This window comes from Streptomyces sp. NPDC087845 (assembly GCF_044742755.1).
Classification (GTDB): domain Bacteria; phylum Actinomycetota; class Actinomycetes; order Streptomycetales; family Streptomycetaceae; genus Streptomyces.
Genome location: NZ_JBIUVC010000007.1, coordinates 396,612 through 418,619, shown reverse-complemented (window position 1 = coordinate 418,619; position 22,008 = coordinate 396,612). Strand labels below are relative to the sequence as shown.

The 22,008-nt window shown below is 72.7% G+C and carries 18 protein-coding genes; 4 read left to right on the top strand and 14 right to left on the bottom strand.

The features are described 5' to 3' along the window. Positions 1–17: 17 nt before the first annotated feature. The 3 genes from ACIOMQ_RS20855 to lipB all read right to left on the bottom strand — a co-directional run bounded on the left by ACIOMQ_RS20855 (position 18) and on the right by lipB (position 2,459). Entirely contained in the window at positions 18–218 is a 201-nt protein-coding gene (locus tag ACIOMQ_RS20855) for a hypothetical protein (RefSeq protein ID WP_362204290.1), read from the bottom strand. Between the two features lie 330 nt (positions 219–548). Further along, positions 549–1,514, bottom strand: a complete 966-nt coding sequence (gene lipA, locus ACIOMQ_RS20850) for a lipoyl synthase (RefSeq protein ID WP_362204293.1) — start codon at positions 1,512–1,514, stop codon at positions 549–551. Positions 1,515–1,646: 132 nt separating this feature from the next. Then, complete coding sequence (gene lipB, locus ACIOMQ_RS20845) at positions 1,647–2,459, bottom strand: lipoyl(octanoyl) transferase LipB (RefSeq protein WP_362204296.1); 813 nt, start codon at positions 2,457–2,459, stop codon at positions 1,647–1,649. A gap of 264 nt (positions 2,460–2,723) precedes the next feature. Between lipB and ACIOMQ_RS20840 the strand changes: the two genes are divergently transcribed. Next, positions 2,724–4,547: a regulator gene (locus ACIOMQ_RS20840; protein WP_401264850.1), complete on the top strand. Its 1,824-nt coding sequence runs from the start codon at positions 2,724–2,726 to the stop codon at positions 4,545–4,547. A 92-nt stretch (positions 4,548–4,639) separates the two neighbouring features. Here the strand turns inward: ACIOMQ_RS20840 and ACIOMQ_RS20835 are convergent, their stop codons facing one another. Beyond that, the gene (locus ACIOMQ_RS20835; protein WP_401264848.1) at positions 4,640–5,950 is read right to left on the bottom strand and encodes an NAD(P)/FAD-dependent oxidoreductase; all 1,311 of its coding nucleotides are present in this window, start codon (positions 5,948–5,950) and stop codon (positions 4,640–4,642) included. Between the two features lie 227 nt (positions 5,951–6,177). Then, on the bottom strand, positions 6,178–7,077 hold the full coding sequence (locus ACIOMQ_RS20830) for a TIGR01777 family oxidoreductase (RefSeq protein WP_362204305.1): 900 nt from the start codon (positions 7,075–7,077) through the stop codon (positions 6,178–6,180). Positions 7,078–7,208: 131 nt separating this feature from the next. On the opposite strand from ACIOMQ_RS20830, the gene ACIOMQ_RS20825 reads away from it, so the two are divergent. Further along, the gene (locus ACIOMQ_RS20825) at positions 7,209–7,736 is read left to right on the top strand and encodes a GNAT family N-acetyltransferase (RefSeq protein ID WP_362204308.1); all 528 of its coding nucleotides are present in this window, start codon (positions 7,209–7,211) and stop codon (positions 7,734–7,736) included. 15 nt (positions 7,737–7,751) lie between these two features. Here the strand turns inward: ACIOMQ_RS20825 and ACIOMQ_RS20820 are convergent, their stop codons facing one another. Then, positions 7,752–8,387: a TetR family transcriptional regulator gene (locus ACIOMQ_RS20820; RefSeq protein ID WP_362204311.1), complete on the bottom strand. Its 636-nt coding sequence runs from the start codon at positions 8,385–8,387 to the stop codon at positions 7,752–7,754. 155 nt (positions 8,388–8,542) lie between these two features. Here ACIOMQ_RS20820 and ACIOMQ_RS20815 point away from each other — a divergent pair, with 155 nt between their 5' ends. Further along, the gene (locus tag ACIOMQ_RS20815; protein WP_401264842.1) at positions 8,543–9,313 is read left to right on the top strand and encodes an SDR family NAD(P)-dependent oxidoreductase; all 771 of its coding nucleotides are present in this window, start codon (positions 8,543–8,545) and stop codon (positions 9,311–9,313) included. 120 nt (positions 9,314–9,433) lie between these two features. On the opposite strand, the gene ACIOMQ_RS20810 is transcribed toward ACIOMQ_RS20815, so the two are convergent. From ACIOMQ_RS20810 to ACIOMQ_RS20780, 7 genes are all read right to left on the bottom strand, one after another. Then, a complete protein-coding gene (locus ACIOMQ_RS20810; protein WP_362204558.1) occupies positions 9,434–9,955 on the bottom strand; it encodes a DUF4240 domain-containing protein in 522 nt (173 codons plus the stop codon). Positions 9,956–10,016: 61 nt separating this feature from the next. Beyond that, entirely contained in the window at positions 10,017–10,988 is a 972-nt protein-coding gene (locus ACIOMQ_RS20805) for a helix-turn-helix transcriptional regulator (protein ID WP_401940609.1), read from the bottom strand. A 138-nt stretch (positions 10,989–11,126) separates the two neighbouring features. Beyond that, positions 11,127–13,796 carry a pyruvate dehydrogenase (acetyl-transferring), homodimeric type gene (aceE, locus tag ACIOMQ_RS20800; protein WP_362204320.1) on the bottom strand — a complete coding sequence of 890 codons (2,670 nt, stop codon included), beginning with the start codon at positions 13,794–13,796 and terminating at the stop codon, positions 11,127–11,129. Positions 13,797–14,195: 399 nt separating this feature from the next. Next, positions 14,196–14,819: a GntR family transcriptional regulator gene (locus ACIOMQ_RS20795; protein ID WP_401264838.1), complete on the bottom strand. Its 624-nt coding sequence runs from the start codon at positions 14,817–14,819 to the stop codon at positions 14,196–14,198. Positions 14,820–14,966: 147 nt separating this feature from the next. Next, the gene (sucB, locus tag ACIOMQ_RS20790; protein ID WP_402189752.1) at positions 14,967–16,787 is read right to left on the bottom strand and encodes a 2-oxoglutarate dehydrogenase, E2 component, dihydrolipoamide succinyltransferase; all 1,821 of its coding nucleotides are present in this window, start codon (positions 16,785–16,787) and stop codon (positions 14,967–14,969) included. A 60-nt stretch (positions 16,788–16,847) separates the two neighbouring features. Continuing rightward, a complete protein-coding gene (gene lpdA / locus ACIOMQ_RS20785) occupies positions 16,848–18,236 on the bottom strand; it encodes a dihydrolipoyl dehydrogenase (RefSeq protein ID WP_402189750.1) in 1,389 nt (462 codons plus the stop codon). Between the two features lie 326 nt (positions 18,237–18,562). Beyond that, entirely contained in the window at positions 18,563–20,119 is a 1,557-nt protein-coding gene (locus ACIOMQ_RS20780; protein WP_362204332.1) for a leucyl aminopeptidase, read from the bottom strand. Positions 20,120–20,378: 259 nt separating this feature from the next. On the opposite strand from ACIOMQ_RS20780, the gene ACIOMQ_RS20775 reads away from it, so the two are divergent. Continuing rightward, positions 20,379–21,209 carry an endo alpha-1,4 polygalactosaminidase gene (locus ACIOMQ_RS20775; protein ID WP_401264831.1) on the top strand — a complete coding sequence of 277 codons (831 nt, stop codon included), beginning with the start codon at positions 20,379–20,381 and terminating at the stop codon, positions 21,207–21,209. Positions 21,210–21,221: 12 nt separating this feature from the next. Here ACIOMQ_RS20775 and ACIOMQ_RS20770 read toward each other — a convergent pair whose 3' ends face one another. Next, positions 21,222–22,001, bottom strand: coding sequence for an adenosylcobinamide-GDP ribazoletransferase (locus ACIOMQ_RS20770; protein ID WP_402189747.1), 780 nt, complete (start codon positions 21,999–22,001; stop codon positions 21,222–21,224). Between the last annotated feature and the right edge of the window lie 7 nt (positions 22,002–22,008).

Genomic DNA, 22,008 nt, shown 5'->3' with positions numbered 1-22,008 from the left:
ACTGAAGTTTACGTGGCTCAAGAACGGTGGTCGGCCGCGGCCTCCAGTACGTACTCGGCCTCGACCCGGTCCTTGGCCCGGCGCCGGTCTTCGAGGACGGCCGTCCAGGCGTTGCGGCGGGCGGTCCGCTGGCCGCCGCTCAGCAACAGCGACTCGACGGCACGGAGAGCATGGGTGACGGAGGGGAGGGCGGTGGCGCGTACCGGCACGGCCTGCATCGTGGAAATCTCCTCGGAGCGGATGTGCGGACTGAGTGGCGTGGACTCAGCTGCCCGGGCCGGTCTGCCCGGGACTGCGTTGCGCGAAGTGGGCGGCGTGCGCCGGGTGCGGGAAGCGGCGCCGGCAGCGACCAGGAGAGCCGCTGCGCCGTGAGCACCCAGCGTCACTGCTCGGTGTTACCAGCGCATGACGGGTCGGTCAAACACCAATGAACCCTTGATCCGGGCGGAGCGCACGCCGACGCGGCCCATACGCGCCCCCGACCTGCGGGGAGCATAGGGGCCGCGTCGAATCGGCTATTACCGATCGGTAGCTTCTTGTGCTCGGATTCACACGGCGGGCGTCGCCGCGACGGCGCCGCGCCGCTCGATCGCCTGCTGGAAAAGACGGCCCGCGCGGTACGAGGAACGGACCAGCGGCCCGGACATCACGCCGGAGTAGCCGATCTCGTCGGCCTCCTCCTTCAGCTCCACGAACTCCTGCGGCTTCACCCAGCGCTCGACCGGGTGGTGCCGCACGGACGGCCGCAGGTACTGCGTGATCGTGATGAGCTCGCAACCCGCGCCGTACAGGTCCCGGAGCGCCTCGCTGACTTCCTCGCGGGTCTCGCCCATGCCGAGGATCAGGTTGGACTTGGTCACCAGACCGGCCTCACGGGCCCGCGTGATGACCTCCAGGGAACGTTCGTAACGGAAGCCGGGGCGGATCCGCTTGAAGATCCGCGGCACCGTCTCGACGTTGTGCGCGAGCACCTCGGGGCGCGAGGAGAAGACCTCGGCGAGCTGCTCGGGCACCGCGTTGAAGTCGGGGATCAGGAGCTCGACCTTGGTCCGGCCGGCCTCCCGCTCCGCGGTCAGCGCGTGGATCTGGCGCACGGTCTCCGCGTACAGCCAGGCACCGCCGTCCTCCAGGTCGTCGCGTGCGACGCCGGTGATGGTGGCGTAGTTCAGGTCCATCGTGACGACGGACTCGCCGACCCTGCGGGGCTCGTCCCGGTCCAGCGCCTGCGGCTTGCCCGTGTCGATCTGGCAGAAGTCGCAGCGCCGGGTGCACTGGTCGCCGCCGATGAGGAACGTGGCCTCGCGGTCCTCCCAGCACTCGAAGATGTTGGGGCAGCCGGCCTCCTGGCACACCGTGTGCAGGCCCTCGCTCTTCACGAGCTTCTGCAGCTGGTTGTACTCGGGGCCCATCTTCGCCCGGGTCTTGATCCACTCGGGCTTGCGCTCGATGGGGGTCTGGCTGTTCCGGACCTCAAGGCGCAGCATCTTGCGCCCGTCGGGTGCGACAGCGGACACTCCGGCACTCCCCTTTGCTTTCACTGCATTGGATTCTTCGGCGAACACCAGGGTACGCCCGTAGTTCAAACGGCTTTACGTGTGGCCAACCTGTGGCCGGCAGGGCCTATTCCCCGCCGGGCGTCCGGGCCGTCATGCCGTGGCCGCGGCATCCGCCGGGCGCTCGACGACGCGCGGGGCGAGCTCCGCGTTCTCCAGGACGTCCTTGAGGTGCTTCTCGGCCACCGGGAGCACATCGGCGATGGTGATGTCACGGCCCAGCTCGTACGCGAGCGACGTGACCCCCGCGTCCCGGATGCCGCACGGCACGATGCGGTCGAACCAGGTGTTGTCCGGGTTCACGTTGAGCGCGAAACCGTGCATGGTCACGCCCTTGGCCACCCGGATGCCGATCGCGGCCAGCTTGCGGTCCTCGCGGCGCTGGCCGGCGTTGGACGGCGCGTACTCGGGGCCGTTCAGCCGGGGGTCGAACTCCTCGTCCTGCAGCCGCGGGTCGAAGTCGAGGGAGAGGCCGCCGAGCGACGGGCGGTCCTCGACCGGATCGCCGAGCACCCAGACCCCGCTGCGGCCCTCGACCCGGGAGGTCTCCAGACCGAATTCCGCGGCGGTGCGGATCAGCGCGTCCTCCAGCCGGCGGACGTGCGCGACGACATCCACCGGCCTGGGCAGCTTCTGGATCGGATAGCCGACCAGCTGCCCGGGGCCGTGCCAGGTGATCTTGCCACCGCGGTCCACGTCGATGACCGGGGTGCCGTCGAGCGGGCGCTCACTGTCGGTCGTGCGCCGCCCCGCCGTATAGACGGGCGGGTGCTCCAGCAGCAGGCAGGTGTCCGGGACGGCGTCCTCGAATCTGGCCGCGTGCACCTCGCGCTGCTTCTGCCAGGCCTCCTGGTAGTCGACGGCTTCCTCGCCGAATCCCAGCCGGACGAACCGAAGTTCGGTCACGACAGATGCCTTCCTACTCGCGGTGCCGGGAGCCGGGGGTGCCCGGAGCCACGCCACCATGCACTGAATCACGCCCCGAGCCACTGTACGACCGGCCCCCGGGCGGCGGCCCGGCAGGTCCTTCCCGTCAGCGCCACCCCCAATCCTCACACGATCGGATGAAAGTGAAGCGAAGGTGCCTGCGGTCGCGACAGAGGCCGCTAAATTCGCGCCGTTCCATTAGGGCTGCCCGCCCGGCCCCGAAGGCAGGAGACCGTACAGCTGATGTCGGAACGACCTCCGCAGCGCACCCCCAACCGCCGACTCGCCTCGCTCATCGCCGAGGCCGGTTTCTCCAACGCCGGCCTCGCCCGAAGAGTGGACCAACTCGGTCTGGAGCACGGCCTCGACCTGCGGTACGACAAGACGTCCGTGACTCGCTGGCTGCGCGGTCAGCAGCCGCGCGGGACCACCCCCGCGCTGATCGCCGAGGTCTTCACCCGGCGGCTCGGGCGCCGCCTGTCCGCCCAGGATCTGGGCCTCGACGCGTGCGCCCCCGTCTACGCGGGCCTGGAGTTCGCGGCCACGCCGGCCGAGGCGGTCGACATCGTCAGCGGGCTGTGGCGGAAGGACTCGGGCAGCCATGCGGAGCTGCGCAAGATCGCCTTCACCCCGGCCGGGCTCGTCGTCCCCAGCCGGGACTGGCTGATCGGCCGGGCCGACGAGTGGGTGGGACGGGGGCCCGAGTCCGCCCCACCGGTGCCGGGCGGAGCCGCCGGGAGCCGTGCGGCCGGTGGTGCCCAGGCGACCGGTGGTGCGCGTGCGGCCGGCGGGCTCGGCAGGTCTGCCGGGAGCGGTGAGGCCGCAGGGGCGGCAGGGGCCTTCCGGGGCACGGGAACGGTGGAAGCCGCCGGGGCCGGTGGTCCGGCACGGACCGGTGGGCCCGGCGGAGCGCGGGGGACCGGGGCACCGGGGCTGCACGGCCCGCACGGCGCGCACTGGCCCGGCGGCAGCGGGCCCGGCGGTACGGGAACAGCCGGTGCGAGCACTCGGAACGGGGCCCGGGGACCCGTACCGTCCCGGCCCTCCGGACCGTCCGCGCCTCCCGGATCCCCCACCTCCCCGACCGCACCCGGCGTCCCGGGAGCAGGGCTGCCGGCCGCCCCCGGCGTCCCCCGGCAACGGCAGTCCGACCGCGGCTCCGGCCAGCGGGTCGGCGTGGGAGATGTCGCCGCCCTGCGCTCGGTCGGTGAACTCTTCCGCACCCTCGACAACGCCTACGGCGGCGGCCATGCCCGGCAGGCCCTCGTCCGGTACCTGGAGCACGAGACGGAACCGATGCTGCGCGGGACGTACGGCGAGGCGACCGGGCGCAGGCTCTTCTCCGCCGCCGCCGATCTGACCCGGCTGGCGGGCTGGACCTCGTACGACATCGCGGCCCACGGCCTCGCCCAGCGGTACTTCGTCCAGGCGCTGCGGCTCGCCCAGGCCGCCGGGGACCGCGCGTACGGCAGCTACGTCCTGATCACCATGAGCCGGCAGGCGGTCTACCTCGGGCACGGCAGGGAGGCGGTGCAGCTGGCCCGCGTCGCCCAGCAGGGCATCGGTTCGTCGGCGCCGCCCGTCGTCCAGGCCCTGCTGCACGCCGCCGAGGCACGCGGTCACGGGGTGCTCGGCGAGGCCAGGCCCTGCACCGCCTCCCTGGCACGGGCGGAACACGCCCTGGAGATCGCCCGCCACGGGGACGAGGTGCCGCACTGGGCGCGCTACTTCGACGAGGCCCAGCTCGCCGACGAGTTCGGGCACTGCCACCGGGATCTGCAGCAGTACAAGGCCGCGGCGCAGCACGCGGAGCGCTCCCTCCAACTGCGCGCCCCGGCGTACGCCCGCAGCAGGCTGTTCTGCCGGGTGGTGCTGGCCTGCGCGCGGCTCGGGCTCGGCGAGCTCGACCAGGCGTGCCTGCTCGGCGCCGAGGCGGCCCAGCAGGCGGCCGAGATGCGGTCGGTGCGCGCGACGGAATACGTCCGGGACTTCGAGCGCCGCCTGGAGCCCTACCGGGAGGCGGCCGCGGTGCGCGGGTACCGCGAACGGGTCGCCGCGCTGGGGTGAGCCCCCGCCCGCCCGTACCCCCGGGCGCACCCCCGCGCCCGCCGCCGCCCGCACCCCGCGCCCGCCCCCCTCCGGGCGCAAGGGGCGGCGGACTAGGCCGCTTCGGGGAGCGCCGCCGTCCCGCTCCCGTATCCCGGTCGTACGCCCAGGTCGGTGAGGATCGCCTCGGCCGCGCGGCGGCCAGAGAACAGGGCGCCCTGGACCGTGCTCGTGTCGCGGTGGTCGCCGCACACGTACAGACCGGCGAGCAGCCGGACGGGGCGGCGCAGATCGTGCGGGGCGGGCATCGCCGGGACCGCCTCCGGGTCGTGGTGGGCGGCCAGCAGCTCCCAGTCGTCGGTGGGGGTCCCGTACAGGGCGGCCAGGTGGGTGCGGACGGCGCGGTCCAGGTCGGGCGGCGGGGTGCCGAGTACCGTCGAGCTGATCAGGCTCCGGCCGTGCGGGGCGCGCGACGGGTCGACCGCGCTCATCACCGCGGTGTGCGCGACCGGGCCCGAGCGGTCGGCGTCCAGCAGCAGCGAGGCGCCGGTCGGCGGGGGAGCGGGGGCGGTGTGGTGAAGGACCGTCACGGGGTGGAAGGACGGCATGCGCAGGCCGGGCAGCAGCTCGGCGGCGGCGCCCGCGCCGGTCGCCAGCAGCAGGGAACGGCAGCCCAGTTCGCCGTGCTCCTTGGTGCGGACCGAGGTGATGTCGGCGGCCGTGACATGCACGCCCGTCCGTACGGTGCCCGGTGGCAGCGCCGCCGCGAGCAGTTCGGGCAGCCTCCCCGAACCGCCCGCGGGCACGCACATCCGGCCGCGTGCGTAGCCGCGCAGCGCGAGATCGGCGCACCGGCTGGACGTGGTGAGCTCCGGGTCGCTGAGCAGCGCGGAGAGCAGCGGACGCAGGAAGCCGTTGACCGTACGGGAGGGCAGGCCGCGGTGGGACAGGGCGGCGAGCGCGGTCTGTTCGGGCCGGGCCAGGATGCGGGCGGCCGGGGTGGCGGCGAGCCGGGCCAGGGCGGCGCCCAGCCGGGCCTGGTCGATCGGCCCGCCCATCGGCGGCCGGGGGGCGCTTGCCAGGGCGCGTGCTGCCTTGAATGCGCCCCGCGCGCCCCGTACATCGCCGGTCCGGTACTGACGGCCCTCGCTGTGGACGAGCACCCCCGGTGCGAAGGTGCGCAGTACGAGCCCTTCGAGGGCGGGCATCAGGCGGAGTTCCGGATACGAGGTGCTGAGCAGTGGGCCGATGCGGTCGAGCAGGAAGCCGTCCGTCTCGGTGGTGGTCATCCGGCCGCCGATCCGGGGGCCGGCCTCCAGGACGCTGACGCTTACCCCTGCGCTGGTCAGTCGGTGGGCGGCTGACAGACCGGCGATCCCGGCCCCGATGATGACGACGTCCGCGTGGTGTGCCGAGCTGAGCACGTGCCCCTCCCCGAGTCGGCGCAACTGCTGGGAGGCTCTTGCCCCCGACTGGCCCCCGGAATGCCCGAGTTCGCAAGGAGGCTAGGAGGGCGCCCGGTGCGGGCGCAGTCGCGCGCACCGGGGGCACCGTTGCACGGGGTCGCACGCCCGTCCGAATGCGCGGCGGACACGTGGGCCGGGGCCCGGCGGGACGGGCTCCGGCGCCTACTGGCGCGTAGCGCGTGCGCTCAGCGCAGCGCCGCGCGGATGGCCGCGTCGATTCCCGGGAAGGCGAACACGAAGCCCGAGTCCAGGAGCCGGCCCGGCAGCACCCGCTGGCTGCCCAGCACATCCGCGGCGAAGTCCCCGAGGGCGATCCGCAGGGCCGGAGCCGGGGCGGTGAAGAGTGTGGGGCGGCGCAGTACCCGTCCCATCGCGGCCGTCACCTCGCCATTGGTGACGGGGTCGGGGCCGGTCAGGTTCACCGGACCCGACAGCGACTCGGTGTCGAGGATGTGCCGCAGGGCCGCGACCTCGTCGTGCAGTGCGATGAAGCTCCAGTACTGGCGTCCGTTGCCCAGCCGCCCGCCGAGCCCCGCGCGGAACAGCGGGAAGAGCCGGCCCCAGGCCCCGCCCTCCCGCGCGACCACCAGGCCGGTGCGCGCGTGCACCGTCCGTACGCCCGCCTCCTCGGCGGCGGCCGTGGCCGCCTCCCACTCCACGCACACGGACGGCAGGAAGCCCTCGCCGGCCGGGGCGCTCTCGTCGACCGCGCGGTCGCCGGTGTCGCCGTAGTAGCCGATGGCCGACCCGGACAGCAGCACCTTCGGCGGTACGTCCAACGAGGCGACGGCCTCGGCGATCGCCGCCGTCCCGAGCACCCGGCTGTCCCGGATCTCCCGCTTGTACGCCGGTGTCCAGCGGTGGTCGCCGACGCCGGCCCCGGCGAGATGGACGACGGCGTCGCAGCCCACCAGGCCCGCGACATCGACGTACCGGCGCCCGGGATTCCACTCCACCTCGTCGCCGGCCCGCGCCGGGTGCCGCACCAGGCGTACGACCTCGTGCCCGTCGGCCCGCAGCGAGCGCACCAGCGCCGCTCCGATGAGTCCGGATGCTCCGGTGACAGCGATACGGGAGTGCGACATGGGGCCATCCTGCCGCAGGGGCCCCGGGCGCGCCTCACCCGCGGGGCCGGACGGCCCCGCGCGCGTCGCGATCCGCGCCGGGCGGCGAAACGGGGCTGACCGGGCGGGGGAGCCGTGGCACAGTGGCGCGCATGCCCGAGATTCACACCCGCCCGGCCCGCCCCGTCCGTCCCGCGGTTCTCGCCGACGAAGCCGCTCTCGGTGAACTCGACCGTTCCACCTGGTCGACGCTGCACGCGGTCATGCCGAGGCCGCAGCCGCCGTACGCGCCGTTCTTCGACGACCGCCACAGGCCCGAGGACATCCTCGTGGCCGAGGTGGAGAAGGTGTCCGGAGCGGTGTGCCTCGCCGGGTACCTCAGGCTGGTCCCGCCGACCCCGCTGGCCTGCAACGCCCATGTCCGGCAGATACAGGGCCTCGCCGTGGCCGACTGGGCGCGCGGCCGCGGTGTCGCCAGGACCCTGCTGCGGGCGGCGGTCGCGGCCGCGCGGAGCGACGGGGCGAACCGGATGACGCTCCGGGTGCTCGGGCACAACGCACCCGCGCGGGCCCTCTACGAGTCGGAGGGGTTCGCCGTCGAGGGTGTGCTGCCCGGTGAGTTCTTCCTCGGCGGGCGCTACGTCGACGACGTCATGATGGGCCGCTCGCTCGCCCCGTGACCCCCCGATTCCCGCTCAGCCCCTGAACAGCCGCATGCCGCCCATGAGTTGGTGCAGGCAGTGCACCGCCAGATCGGCGGGTGAGCCCGGTCCGCTCGCCGGTGCGTCCGTCTCGGCCCAGGCTTCCAGGGCGACGCGCACCGCGTCCGTGGCGGCGGCCGCGGCGAGCCGGACCTCCAGCGGATCCGCCCCCTCGCCCGCCAGCCGGGTCAGCACCGGCAGCAGTCGTTCCTCCGAATCCTGATTGACCCGGTACCAGACGGCACGCAGCGCCGGGTCCTCCCGCGCCGCCCGCAGCAGCCCGCGCGTCCAGCCGAGCTGTTCGGCGGCGTGCGCGTCGGGCATCCGCAGCGCCTCGGTGACCGCCCGTTCCAGGACCCCGGCGAGCGCCTCTCCCGGCTCGGCCGCTTCGAGCAGGGCCCGCCAGCGCTCGGCGCCGCCGGAGAGCAGCGGGCCCACCGCGTCCTGCTTGGAGCGGAAGTACCGGTAGAAGGTGCGCAGCGCGACGCCCGCCCGACGGGCGATGTCCTCCGCCGTGGTGCCGTCGGGCCCGCGCTCGGCGAAGAGCGAGGCGGCCGCGCGCGCGATGTCCAGCTGGGTCGCGGCCTTGCGGCGTTCGGTGAGGGACGGCTGACTCGGCTTCGGGCTCATTCCCGGGAGATTACCCCGGCAGGGGAGTGGTGTGCGCAGAATGACGTCATGGCAAAACGTGCCACTTGGGCGTACGGTGGACATCGATCGAGGCGGTGTCGAGCACGTTCGGACAGCCTCGGGACAGCAGTCACCGGGATCGGGAGAGAACAGAAATGAACCGTTACGAAGGCCGTCGCGCACTCATCACCGGTGGTGGTTCCGGCATCGGACAGGCCACCGTTCACCGCCTCCTCGCCGAGGGCGGCCAGGTCGTCGCGGCCGATGTCAACGAGGCCGGCCTGAACGCCACGTACGCGACGGCCGAGGCGAACGGCACCGCCGGCCGCCTCACCACCCTCGTCCTCGACATCTCGGACGAGTCCGCGGTACGGGCGGGCGTCGCCTCCGCCGTGGCCGCCCTCGGCGGGCTCGACGTGCTCGTCAACGCGGCCGGGATCCTGCGCTCCGAGCACACGCACAAGACGACGCTGGAGTTCTTCAACAAGATCCTCGCGGTCAACCTGACGGGCACGTTCCTGATGGTCCGTGAGGCGATACCGGCCCTGCTGGCGGGTGACGAGCCGGTCGTCGTGAACTTCTCCTCCACTTCGGCGAGCTTCGCGCACCCCTACATGGCGGCGTACGCGGCGAGCAAGGGCGGCATCCAGTCGATGACGCACGCGCTGGCGAGCGAGTACAGCAAGCAGGGGCTGCGGGTCGTCGCCGTCGCGCCCGGCTCGATCTCCTCCGACATGACCAGCGGCAACGGCCCGGGGCTGCCCGCCGATGCCGACATGTCGCTCTTCGCGAAGCTGTCCCCGGCGCTCGGGGCGGGCTTCGCCAGCCCGGACACGGTCGCGGGCGTCGTCGCGATGCTCGGATCGCAGGACGGGGCGTTCATCACGGGTACGGAGATCCGGATCGACGGCGGAACGCACTTCTGAGGCGGCGGCACCCGCTTGCGGTGCGACGGCGGGGCGGAGGGGCCGCGGGGTGGCGGGACGGTGCCACGGCGTCACAGAGTGGGCGCGGGGTGGCGGGACGGTGCCAGGCCCCGGGCGGGTTCAGCCGGCCCCGAACCGCTCCCAGAGCGCGGGGAAGCGTTCCGCCAGGGCCCCGTCGTCCTCAAGGCCGACAGGGGTGCCCGCCGGCTCGGTGGCCTGGGGAGGCAGGCCGAGGTCCGGGGCGACCACGCCGGTGAGCTGCTCGTACGCCTCGTCTGCGGCGTAGCCGAGATCCTCGGCCTCCCCGTCGACCTCCGCGTCGAAGTCGCCGAGAAGGTCGGCGAGGCTGTCCGGATCGTGCAGCGCGCCCTCGAAGACCTCCCGGCCCTGCCCGATCAGCCAGCAGCGGAAGAAGTCGAAGGCGTCGTCGCTCGCGCCGCCGAGCAGCACGGCGGCGGCGCCCCACAGGTCCCAGCGGTACGCGCGGTTGTAACGGGCCTCGAAGTGCCTGGCGAAATCCAGCACGGTTTCGGGATCGAGTCGCACCAGCCGTTCGACGAGCAGGTCGGCCTGGTCCTCGGGGTCGCCCTCGGCGGCCTCGCGGGTGCTGTCGACGATCTCCCAGAACTCCGTCTCGTCCATCACGGGACAAGCATCGGCCCCGGCGGCGGGCGACGCACGCGGACGCGGGGAAAAGGAACCCTCAGCGATAGAGGTCGCGCAGACGTTCGGCGGCCGCGACGAAACGGGCCCGCAGCGCGGCCGGTTCGAGGACTTCCGACTCCGGTCCGAGCAGGAGAAGTTGGCTGTATGCGACATCGAGGGACTCGACCGGCAGAGTGACCGTGAGCCACCCCTGCGTATCGGCCGGTCCCGCCGCCTCCAGCGCGTCGCGGACCGCCGAACGGTCCATCGCGTACGGCAGTCGGTGTACGCCCTGCGCCGACACCCGTACCGTCACCTCGGTACGCAGCAGCGAGCGGGCGAACTGCGCGGCCCGCTCGTCCCAGAACCCCGGCAGGTCGAACGCCTCGTCGCGCGCGAACCGCTCGTGGGACACCGCGACGGCCGAGAACCGGTCGATGCGGTACACCCGGAAGTCCTCCGCCACACGGGCGCAGAGATACCAGACCCCGGCCTTCAGGACGAGCCCGTACGGGGCCAGCTCCCGCTCCACCTCGCCGTCCCGGCCGCCGCGGCGGTAGCGGGCGTGGACGATCCGGTCGTCCCAGACCGCCTCCGCGACGGCGGGCAGCAGCTCCGGGGTGACCGGTTCCTGATACCAGCCGGGAGCGTCCAGATGGAAGCGCTGGGCGGCACTGGCGGAGGCGTCCCGCAGGGAGGGGAGCAGCGCCGCCGACACCTTGAGCCGGGCCGCGGACGCGGCGTCCTCCAGGCCCATCTCGCGCAGGGCGGACGGCAGCCCGGAGAGGAAGAGCGCCTCGGCCTCGTTGCGGGCGAGTCCGGTGAGGCGCGTGCGGTACCCGCCGACCAGCCGGTAGCCCCCGGCCCGGCCCCGGTCCGCGTACACCGGGACACCCGCCTCGGAGAGCGCCTGGGCGTCCCGGGTGACGGTCCGCTCGGACACCTCCAGCTCCTGGGCGAGCTCGGCGGCGGTCATGGCGGGGCGGGACTGCAGGAGCAGCACCATTTTGATGAGACGGGCAGCACGCATACGGCCATTGTGGCCGGGAGCCACATGCCGCCCTCCCTCGCGGGGCGGCCCGGAAGACGCCCTCGGCCGCCGGACGGGTCCGGTCCCCGGGCCCGCCGGGCGGATCGGCGGCCGGGCGCACCCGGCCGCCGCCTCACGTCACAGCCCGTACCGCTCCCGGGCGTCCTTGACCGCGGACGCGGTCACCTCGCCGCGGCGGGCCAGCTGGGCCAGGGCCGCGACCGTGATCGACTGGGCGTCGACGCCGAAGTGGCGGCGGGCCGCGTCGCGGGTGTCGGAGAGACCGAAACCGTCCGTGCCGAGCGAGGACCAGTCCTGCTCCACCCACTGGCTGATCTGGTCCGGGACCTGCCGCATCCAGTCGCTGACCGCGAGGACCGGGCCCGGTGCGCCCTCCAGCGCCTGGGTCACGTACGGCACCCGCTGCTCACCGCGGAGCAGCGCCTCGTCGCACTCCAGCGCCTCGCGGCGCAGCTCGCCCCACGAGGTGGCGGACCAGACGTCGGCCGTGATGCCCCAGTCCGCGGCCAGCAGCTCCTGTGCCTCCAGGGCCCAGTGGATCGCCGTGCCGGAGGCCAGCAGCTGGACGCGCGGGGCGTCCGCCGCCGCGGGCGTGCCTTCCTTGAAGCGGTAGAGGCCCTTGACGATGCCCTCCTCGACGCCTTCCGGCATCGCGGGCTGCGGCTTCGGCTCGTTGTAGACCGTCAGGTAGTAGAAGACGTCCTCGGCCTCGGGGCCGTACATCCGGCGCAGACCGTCCTTGACGATCACCGCGATCTCGTACGCGAACGCCGGGTCGTAGTTGAGCGCGGCCGGGTTCGTGGACGCGATCAGGTGCGAGTGGCCGTCCGCGTGCTGGAGGCCCTCGCCCGTCAGCGTCGTACGGCCCGCCGTGGCACCGACCACGAAGCCGCGGCCGAGCTGGTCGCCGAGCTGCCAGAACTGGTCGCCCGTACGCTGCCAGCCGAACATCGAGTAGAAGATGTAGAAGGGGATCATCGGCTCGCCGTGCGTCGCGTACGACGTGGACGCGGCGATGAAGTCGGCCATCGCGCCGGCCTCGGTGATGCCCTCGTTGAGGACCTGGCCGTCCTTGGCTTCCTTGTAGTACATCAGCTGGTCGCGGTCGACCGGGTCGTACGTCTGCCCCAGCGGCGAGTAGATGCCGGCCGACGGGAACAGCGCCTCCATGCCGAAGGTGCGCGCCTCGTCGGGGACGATCGGAACCCAGCGCCTGCCGGTCTCCTTGTCCCGCATCAGGTCCTTGGCCAGGCGTACGAACGCCATCGTGGTGGCCAGCTCCTGCTTGCCGGAGCCCTTCTTCAGCGCGGCGAACGCACGCTCGTCGGGCTCGGGCAGCGCCACCGCGTGGACCCGGCGGGCCGGGGCGGGACCGCCGAGGGCGGCACGGCGCTCCTGGAGGTAGCGGACCTCGGGGGAGTCGGCGCCCGGGTGGCCGTACGGCACCAGGCCCTCGTCGAGTTTCGAGTCCGGGATCGGCAGCTCCAGCAGGTCCCGCATGGCGCGGAACTCCTTGCCGGAGAGCTTCTTCATCTGGTGGTTGGCGTTGCGCGACTCGAAGCCGGGGCCGAGCGTGTAGCCCTTCACCGTCTGGGCCAGGATCACGGTCGGCGCGCCCTTGTGCTCGACGGCCGCCTTGTACGCCGCGTACACCTTGCGGGCCTCGTGGCCGCCGCGCGAGGTGTGGAAGCACTCGGCGATCTTCGCGTCGGTGAGCAGCTTCGCCAGCTCGGCGAGCGCGGGCTCGGCGCCGAAGAAGTGCTCGCGTATGTACGCGACGTCGCGGGTGGCGTACGTCTGGAACTGCGCGTCCGGGACCGCCCGGAGCCGGCGGACCAGCGCCCCGGTGGTGTCCAGCTGGAACAGCTCGTCCCAGGCGTTGCCCCAGAGCGTCTTGACGACGTTCCAGCCGGCGCCGCGGAACGCGCCCTCCAGCTCCTGGACCACGCGGAAGTTGGCGCGGACCGGGCCGTCGAGGCGCTGCAGGTTGCAGTTGATGACGAAGGTCAGGTTGTCGAGCCGCTCACGCGCCGCGAGGGCGAGGGCCGCGGTCGACTCGGGCTCGTCCATCTCGCCGTCGCCGAGGAAGGCCCAGACGTGCGAGTCCGACGTGTCCTTGATGTTGCGGTTGGCCAGGTAGCGGTTGAAGCGCGCCTGGTAGATCGCCGAGAGCGGGCCGAGGCCCATCGACACGGTGGGGAACTCCCACAGCCAGGGCAGCCGCCGCGGGTGCGGGTAGGACGGCAGGCCGTCGCCGCCCGCCTCCTGGCGGAAGTTGTCGAGCTGCTGCTCGCCGAGCCGGCCGTCGAGGAAGGCGCGGGCGTAGATGCCGGGGGAGGCGTGGCCCTGGATGTAGAGCTGGTCGCCGGAGCCGTCCCCCTCCTTGCCGCGGAAGAAGTGGTTGAAGCCGGTCTCGTACAGCCAGGCCGCCGAGGCGAAGGTGGCGATGTGGCCGCCGACGCCGAGCCGGGAGCCGCGGGTGACCATCGCGGCCGCGTTCCAGCGGTTCCAGGCGGTGATCCGGGACTCCATCTCCAGGTCGCCGTCGAACGCGGGCTCGGCGGCGGTCGGGATGGAGTTGACGTAATCGGTCTCCAGCAGCTTGGGCAGCGCGAGACCGGCGCCCTCGGCGTGCTGGAGCGAGCGGCGCATCAGGTACGCGGCGCGGTGCGGGCCCGCGGCCTTGGTGACGGCATCCAGGGAGGCCGCCCATTCGGCGGTCTCCTCGGGGTCACGGTCCGGGAGCTGATCGAGCTCGCTCGGAAGCTTTCCTACGGGGTCGGTCATGATCGCCGCCTTCCGGAGTGGAGGGGGGTGGAGAAAGGCCCTGGCTGGCAGGACAGGGCGATGGGGCCGGTGGGCCCGCGAAGTGAACTCTAAGTCGCCGATCGATGATCGATCAAAGGATGAATGGCAAAACTTCTCGATGTGAAGAAAGTGGCATTCGGTGCCGCGGAACCGGGCACGGAGTGACGGGATTTAGCGCGCAAAAGGGGCGCCCACCTGCACAGACGAGCGCCCCCGGCGACAGATGCGTACGCGTCTCGGGCGCGAGGAACGCCCGCGACTCGGGTGCGGGAGACGTACGCCCCCAGGTGCGGGGAACGTACGCGTCTGGGGCACAAGGAACGTACGACCCCCGGGTGCGGGGACCGTATGACCCTCGGCCCGTGGCGGGTACCTTCCTCAGGCGCGCGGGGCGCAGCCGAGTACATGGGCCTTGACCAGCACCCCGATGTCCGGGTCCTTCCGCAGGAACGCCTCGATGAGCGCCTCGTGCTCCTCCGCGTACGACTTCTGCACCGTGCCCAGCCAGCGGATCGACAGGGCGGTGAACACCTCGATGCCCAGCCCCTCCCAGGTGTGCAGCAGCACGGCGTTCCCGGCGGCCCGCACCATCTCGCGGTGGAACGCGACGGTGTGCCGCACCTGCGCCTCGCCGTCGGCCAGCCGGTCCGCCCGGTAGAGCGCCGCCACGTGCGGCGCGAGGCGCGAACAGTCCTCGCCGAGCGCCGGAGCCGCCAGTTCCGCGGCGATCTGCTCCAGACCGGCCCGTACCGGATAGCTCTCCTCCAGATCGGCCGCGGTGAGATTGCGGACCCGTACGCCCTTGTTGGGCGCCGACTCGATCAGCCGCAGCGTCTCCAGCTCCCGCAGCGCCTCGCGCACGGGCGTCTGGCTGACCTCCAGCTCGGTGGCGATCCGGCGTTCCACGATTCGTTCGCCCGGCTTCCAGCGCCCGCTGACGATCCCGTCCACGATGTGCTCGCGGATCTGTTCGCGCAGCGAGTGGACGACGGGCGGGGTCATGAGGGGCTCCTTCGGGGCAAACCGGTGCTGTCCGCACCATCACGGCTGCCGGGGCGACCGGTGGTGTCTAGACAATACGGCGGCGCCCCCGTCCGGAAAGGATCCGGACGGGGGCGCCGCTGGTGAGGCTGGTTACAACCGTGGTGCTCAGAGGCCGAGCTCGACCTCGAACTCACCGGCCTCCAGGATCGCCTTGACCGCGGTCAGGTAGCGGGCGGCGTCCGCGCCGTCCACCAGACGGTGGTCGTAGGAGAGCGAGAGGTACGTCATGTCGCGCACCGCGATCGTCTCGCCGAGGTCCGGGTGGTCGATGACCACCGGGCGGCGGACCGTGGCACCGATGCCCAGGATGGCTGCCTGGTTCGGGGGCACGATGACGGTGTCGAACAGCGCACCGCGGGAGCCGGTGTTGCTGATGGTGAAGGTGGCACCGGACATGTCGTCCGGCGTCAGGCCGCCACCGCGGGCCTTGCCGGCCAGCTCGGCGGTCTTCTTCGAGATGCCGGCGATGTTCAGGTCGCCCGCACCCTTGATGACCGGGGTCATCAGACCCTTCTCGGCGTCCACGGCGATGCCGATGTTCTCCGAGTCGAAGTACGTGATGGTGCCCTCGTCCTCGTTGATCCGGGCGTTGACGACCGGGTGGGCCTTCAGCGCCTGGGCCGCCGCCTTCACGAAGAACGGCATCGGGGACAGCTTGACGCCCTCGCGGGCGGCGAACGCGGCCTTCGCCTGGTTGCGCAGCTTCATCAGCTTGGTGATGTCGACCTCGACGACCGAGGTCAGCTGGGCCTGCGAGTGCAGAGCCTTCATCATGTTGTCGCCGATGACCTTGCGCATGCGGGTCATCTTGACCGTCTGACCGCGCAGCGGGGACGCCTCCAGCTTCGGCGCCTTGGAGGCGGCGGGCGCCCCGGCGACCACGGCGGCGGGGGCCGCGGCAGCGGCGGCGGCCCTGGCGGCCTCCGCGGCGGCGACGACGTCCTGCTTGCGGATACGGCCACCGACGCCGGAGCCCTTGACCGCGCCCAGGTCGACTCCGCTCTCGGAGGCGAGCTTGCGGACCAGCGGCGTGACGTACGCGCCGTCGTCACCGGAGGCCGCGGCCGGGGCGGCCGGGGCAACGGGGGCGGCGGGGGCGGCCGGAGCCGGAGCGGCGGCGGGCGCCGGAGCAGCCGGGGCCACCGGGGCCGGAGCGGCGACCGGGGCCGCGGGCGCCACCGGTGCCGGTGCCGGTGCGGGGGCGGCCGGGGCAGGAGCGGCCGGGGCAGCCGGTGCCGGAGCCGGAGCGGCGGCGGGCGCCGGAGCGGCCGGAGCCGGGGCAGCGGCCGGAGCGGCACCCGGGGCACCGATGACGGCGAGCTTGGCGCCGACCTCGGCGGTCTCGTCCTCGGCGACGACGATCTCCAGCAGCACACCGGAAACCGGGGCCGGGATCTCGGTGTCGACCTTGTCCGTGGAGACCTCCAGGAGGGGCTCGTCCTCCGTGACCTCCTCGCCGACCTCCTTCAGCCAGCGGGTGACGGTGCCCTCGGTGACGCTCTCGCCGAGCGCCGGGAGGGTGACGTCGGTACCGGCCGCGCCACCGGCCGGTGCGGCGGCCGGAGCCTCGGCCACCGGGGCCGGGGCCGGGGCAGCGGCGGCGGGGGCCTCGGCGACCGGTGCCGGTGCCGGTGCCGGTGCGGCCACCGGCTCGGCGGCCGGTGCCGCGGCGGCAGGGGCCGCACCCGTGCCGTCGTCGATGACGGCCAGCTCGGCGCCGACCTCGACGGTCTCGTCCTCGGCGACCTTGATCGCGGCGAGGATGCCGGCCGCGGGGGCCGGGATCTCGGTGTCGACCTTGTCGGTCGAAACCTCGAGCAACGGCTCGTCGGCCTCGACGCGCTCGCCCTCGGCCTTCAGCCAGCGGGTGACAGTGCCCTCGGTGACGCTCTCGCCGAGCGCCGGAAGGGTTACGGAAACCGACATGGTTTCAGTTGCTCCTTACGAAAGTGCGGAAGTGGTCGGTCGTCGCGCCCGGTCGACTGATCAGTCGTGGGAGTGCAGGGGCTTGCCGGCCAGGGCCAGGTGGGCCTCGCCCATCGCCTCGTTCTGCGTCGGGTGTGCGTGGATCAGCTGCGCGACCTCGGCGGGCAGCGCTTCCCAGTTGTAGATCAGCTGGGCTTCGCCGACCTGCTCGCCCATACGGTCACCGACCATGTGGACGCCGACCACGGCACCGTCCTTGACCTGGACGAGCTTGATCTCGCCCGCGGTCTTGAGGATCTTGCTCTTGCCGTTGCCCGCGAGGTTGTACTTCAGAGCGACGACCTTGTCCGCGCCGTAGAGCTCCTTGGCCTTGGCCTCGGTGATGCCCACGGAGGCGACCTCGGGGTGGCAGTACGTCACCCGCGGGACACCGTCGTAATCGATCGGAACGGTCTTCAGACCGGCCAGCCGCTCCGCCACCAGGATGCCCTCGGCGAAGCCGACGTGCGCGAGCTGGAGCGTCGGGACCAGGTCACCCACGGCCGAGATGGTGTCCACATTGGTCTGCATGTACTCGTCGACCAGGACGTAGCCGCGGTCCGTCGCGACGCCGGCCTCCTCGTAGCCCAGGCCCTGCGAGACCGGGCCGCGGCCGATGGCGACCAGCAGCACCTCCGCCTCGAAGGTCTTGCCGTCGGCGAGGGTCACGCGGACGCCGTCCTGCGTGTACTCGGCGCTCTGGAAGAACGTACCGAGGTTGAACTTGATGCCGCGCTTGCGGAAGGCGCGCTCAAGAAGCTTCGAGCTGTTCTCGTCCTCGACCGGGACGAGGTGCTTCAGGCCCTCGATGATCGTGACGTCGGTGCCGAAGGAGGTCCACGCCGAGGCGAACTCGACGCCGATGACGCCGCCGCCCAGCACGATCGCGGACTTCGGGACGCGGTCGAGCTTCAGCGCGTGGTCCGAGGAGATGATGCGGTTGCCGTCGATCTCCAGGCCCGGCAGCGACTTCGGCACGGAGCCGGTCGCGAGCAGCACGTGGCGGCCCTGGACACGCTGGCCGTTCACATCCACCGAGGTGGGGGAGGAGAGCCGTCCCTCACCCTCGATGTAGGTGACCTTGCGCGAGGCGATGAGACCCTGAAGACCCTTGTACAGGCCCGAGATCACGTCGTCCTTGTACTTGTGGACGGCCTCGATGTCGATGCCCTCGAAGGTGGCCTTGACACCGAACTGGTCGGCCTCGCGCGCCTGGTCGGCGATCTCGCCGGCGTGCAGCAGGGCCTTCGTGGGGATGCAGCCGTTGTGCAGGCAGGTGCCGCCGACCTTGCCCTTCTCGATCAGAGCGACGTCCAGGCCCAGCTGCGCTCCGCGCAGGGCCGCGGCGTAACCGCCGCTACCACCGCCGAGGATCACTAGGTCGAAAACGGTGCTGGCGTCGTTCGCCACGTCACGTCCTCCATGCATGTGCGCCGTACGCCGGGCCCCGTCGCTGGGGGATGACCGGCCGGTCGGCTGGTGTTCGGCCGCTTTTGTTATTCGGCCCTGTGGTGGGGGCCCTGTCCTGCCGAGAACCCATCTTCGCACTTGTTGACGGTGGGCGGGACGCGGGGCCCGGGTCTGAGACGGATGATCATCCGTCTCGCGTGGTTACCGCTGCGTAGAGACGTACGGATTTCGTTGAGAGCGAAAACGGCCGGATCAGTGCCGCGATGCCAGGAGGAGAACACCTGCGGCCCCGGACGTATGCCCGGGGCCGCAGGTCAGCCGTGACCTCAGCCGAGGTCTCCGGCCGCGGTGCGCTCGGCCAGCTTCACCAGCGTGCGGACCGCGGAACCGGTGCCGCCCTTCGGTGTGTAGCCGTACGGTGCGCCCTCGTGGAAGGCCGGGCCCGCGATGTCCAGGTGCGCCCAGGCGATGCCCTCGCCCACGAACTCCTGCAGGAACAGACCGGCCACCAGGCCGCCGCCCATCCGCTCGCCCATGTTGGCGATGTCGGCGGTCGGGGAGTCCATGCCCTTGCGCAGGTCGGCGGGGAGCGGCATCGGCCAGGAGGCCTCGCCGGCCTCCTCGGCGATCTCGTGGATGGAGGTCCGGAAGGCGTCGTCGTTCGCCATGATGCCGAAGGTGCGGTTGCCCAGCGCCAGCACCATCGCGCCGGTCAGGGTCGCCACGTCGACGATCGCGTCCGGGTTCTCCTCGGAGGCGCGGGTCAGCGCGTCGGCGAGGACGAGCCGGCCCTCGGCGTCCGTGTTGAGGACCTCGACGGTCTTGCCGCTGTACATGCGCAGCACGTCACCGGGGCGGGTGGCGTTGCCCGACGGCATGTTCTCGGCGAGCGCCAGCCAGCCGGTGACATTGACCCGGAGGCCCAGACGGGCGGCCGCGACGACGCTCGCGAACACGGCGGCGGCGCCGCTCATGTCGCACTTCATCGTCTCGTTGTGGCCGGCCGGCTTCAGCGAGATGCCGCCCGAGTCGTAGGTGATGCCCTTGCCGACCAGGGCCAGGGTCTTCTCCGCCTTCGGGTGCGTGTAGGCGAGCCTGACCAGGCGCGGGCCGTGGGTCGAGCCCTGGCCGACGCCCAGCAGGCCGCCGAAGCCGCCCTTGACGAGCGCCTTCTCGTCGAGGACCTGCACCTTGATGCCGTGCTCCTTGCCCGCGGCGGTGGCCACGGCGGCGAAGGACTCCGGGTACAGGTCGTTCGGCGGGGTGTTGATCAGGTCGCGGGCGCGGTTGATCTCCTCGACGACCGCGAGGGCGCGGTCGGCGGCCGCCTTGAACGCCTTGTCGCGCGGCTTGGCGCCGAGCAGGGCGACCTCGCCGAGCGGGCCCTTCGGGCCGTTGCCGTTCTTCTTGCCCTTGGGGGCCAGCTTGTCCTCGCCGCCCTGGTACGCGGTGAAGGCGTACGCGCCGAGGAGCGCGCCCTCGGAGACCGCCCCGGCGTCCTCGGCGGAGGCGATGGGCAGCGCGAAGCCGGCCTTCTTCGCACCGGCGAGGGCGCGGGCGGCCGCGCCCGCGGCCCGCCGCAGCGCCTCGGCGTCGTACGCCGCGTCCTTCTCCGGGACGGGGCCGAGGCCGACCGCGATGACGACCGGGACCTTGAGGCCGTCGGGCGCGGGGAGCTTGGTCACCTCGCCCTCGGCACCTGCGGCGCCCAGGGCCTCCAGGACGGTGGCGAGCTTTCCGTCGAACGCCTTGTCCACGGCCTCGGCGCCCGGTGCGAGGACCAGGTCCCCAGACTTGGATCCAGCGCCCTTGGCGACGCCGACGACGAGTGCGTCGGCGCGCAGCGTCGCCGCACCGGCAGTGCTGAGAGTGAGAGCAGTCACGGTGGTGAAATCTCGCTTCCGTTGAGTTCGTTGTCGGTCGAGGGGTGGGCCGACCGTGCCCGGCGCATCGTAGACGCCGCCGCAATGTGCCGGGAATGAGCCTACGCGCGCCATTGCTGCGGGATCACGGCGGCGGGCCGTCGATGGCCTGTTGTGGTGTCCCGGCCGCGGTTCCGGGCGGCGGGAGCCGGGCCCGTGCGACGGGAACGGACCGTGGAAGTAGGGTCGTTGCCGGTGTTGGACCTACGGGGGGAGAACCATGCACGTCCGCGGGGCTGCGCGCCCGGCGCGACCGGGAACGGTGCTGCCGGTCACCGTGCTGATGCTGCTGGTCCTGCTGACCGGCTGCACCTCGGCGCCGGAACAGGGCCCGCGGGGCCACTGGCGGCCGGAGCCGGGCATCGGCTGGCAGTGGCAGCTCTCCGGCCGGCTCGACCCCACGGTGGACGTCCCGGTCTACGACATCGACGGCTTCGAGCACGAGGCCCCGGCCGTCGCCGATCTGCACCGCCGGGGCCGCAAGGTGATCTGCTACCTCTCCACCGGCGCCTGGGAGGACTTCCGCCCGGACGCGGGCGAGTTCCCCGCCTCGGTGCGGGGGAAGGGCAACGGCTGGGAGGGGGAGCGGTGGCTCGACATCCGCCGCACGGACGTCCTGGGGCCGCTGATGGAGGCGCGGATCGCGATGTGCGCGAAGAAGGGTTTCGACGCGGTGGAACCCGACAACATGGACGGCTACCGCAACCGCACGGGCTTCCCGCTGACCGCCGCCGACCAGGTGCGCTACAACCGGCTCATCGCCCGTATCGCCCACCGCCACGGACTCGCCGTCGGCCTGAAGAACGACCTCGGCCAGATCCCGGAACTGGTGCCGGACTTCGACTTCGCGGTCAACGAGCAGTGCGCGCAGTACCAGGAGTGCGAGGCCCTCACGCCGTTCGTGAAGGCGGGCAAGGCCGTCTTCCACGTGGAGTACGAACTGCCGGTCGCCCGGTTCTGCGCCGCGTCGCAGCGGCTGGGGCTCAGTTCGCTGCGGAAGAAGTACGAACTGGGTGTGTGGCGCCAGGCGTGCCCCGAGGCGCGCACCTAGAAACGTACGGCCCTAACCGAGCGCCAGCACCACCAGGGCCGCCGTCGCCGCCGTCTCCGCCAGCGCGCCGAAGACATCGCCGGTCACCCCGCCGAAGCGCCGTACGCAGTGCCGCAGCAGGAGTTGGGCGGCGCCGAGCGCGGCCAGGGCGGCGAGGGCGTGGTGCAGCGCCCCGTACCCGCCGAAGAGCGCCCCGGCACCCGCGCAGGCCGCGACCGCGACGGCCCCGACCGCCACCGCGGCCCGCACCGTGACCGTCCCGGCCACCGCCGCGCCCAGCCCTTCCGGACGGGCCGCCGGTACGCCCTGACGGGAGGCCAGCGTGAGCGCCAGCCGGGCGGTGACCGCGGCGACGGCCGCCGCCACCGCGCCGCGCGCCCAGCTCTGCCCGTACAACTGGTCGAGTACCGCGACCTGGGCCAGCAGCACGAACAGCAGGGTGATCACGCCGAACGGCCCGATGTCCGACTGCTTCATGATCCGCAGGGCGTCGTCGGCGGGTCTGCCGCTGCCCAGGCCGTCGGCGGTGTCCGCGAGACCGTCCAGGTGCAGCCCCCTGGTCAGCACCGCGGGCACGGCCGCGGAGGCGACCGCGGCGAGCAGCGGACCGGAGCCGAGCAGCAGCGACAGGGCGCCCGGTACCGCGGCGAGGATCCCCACGACGAGACCGGCGAGCGGCGCGCACATCATCCCGGTACGGGCGGTACCGCGGTCCCAGCGGGTGACGCGGACGGGAAGCACGGTCAGGGTGCCGAAGGCGAAGCGCAGGCCGTGGCTGTTCAGGGAGGTCACGGCGCGC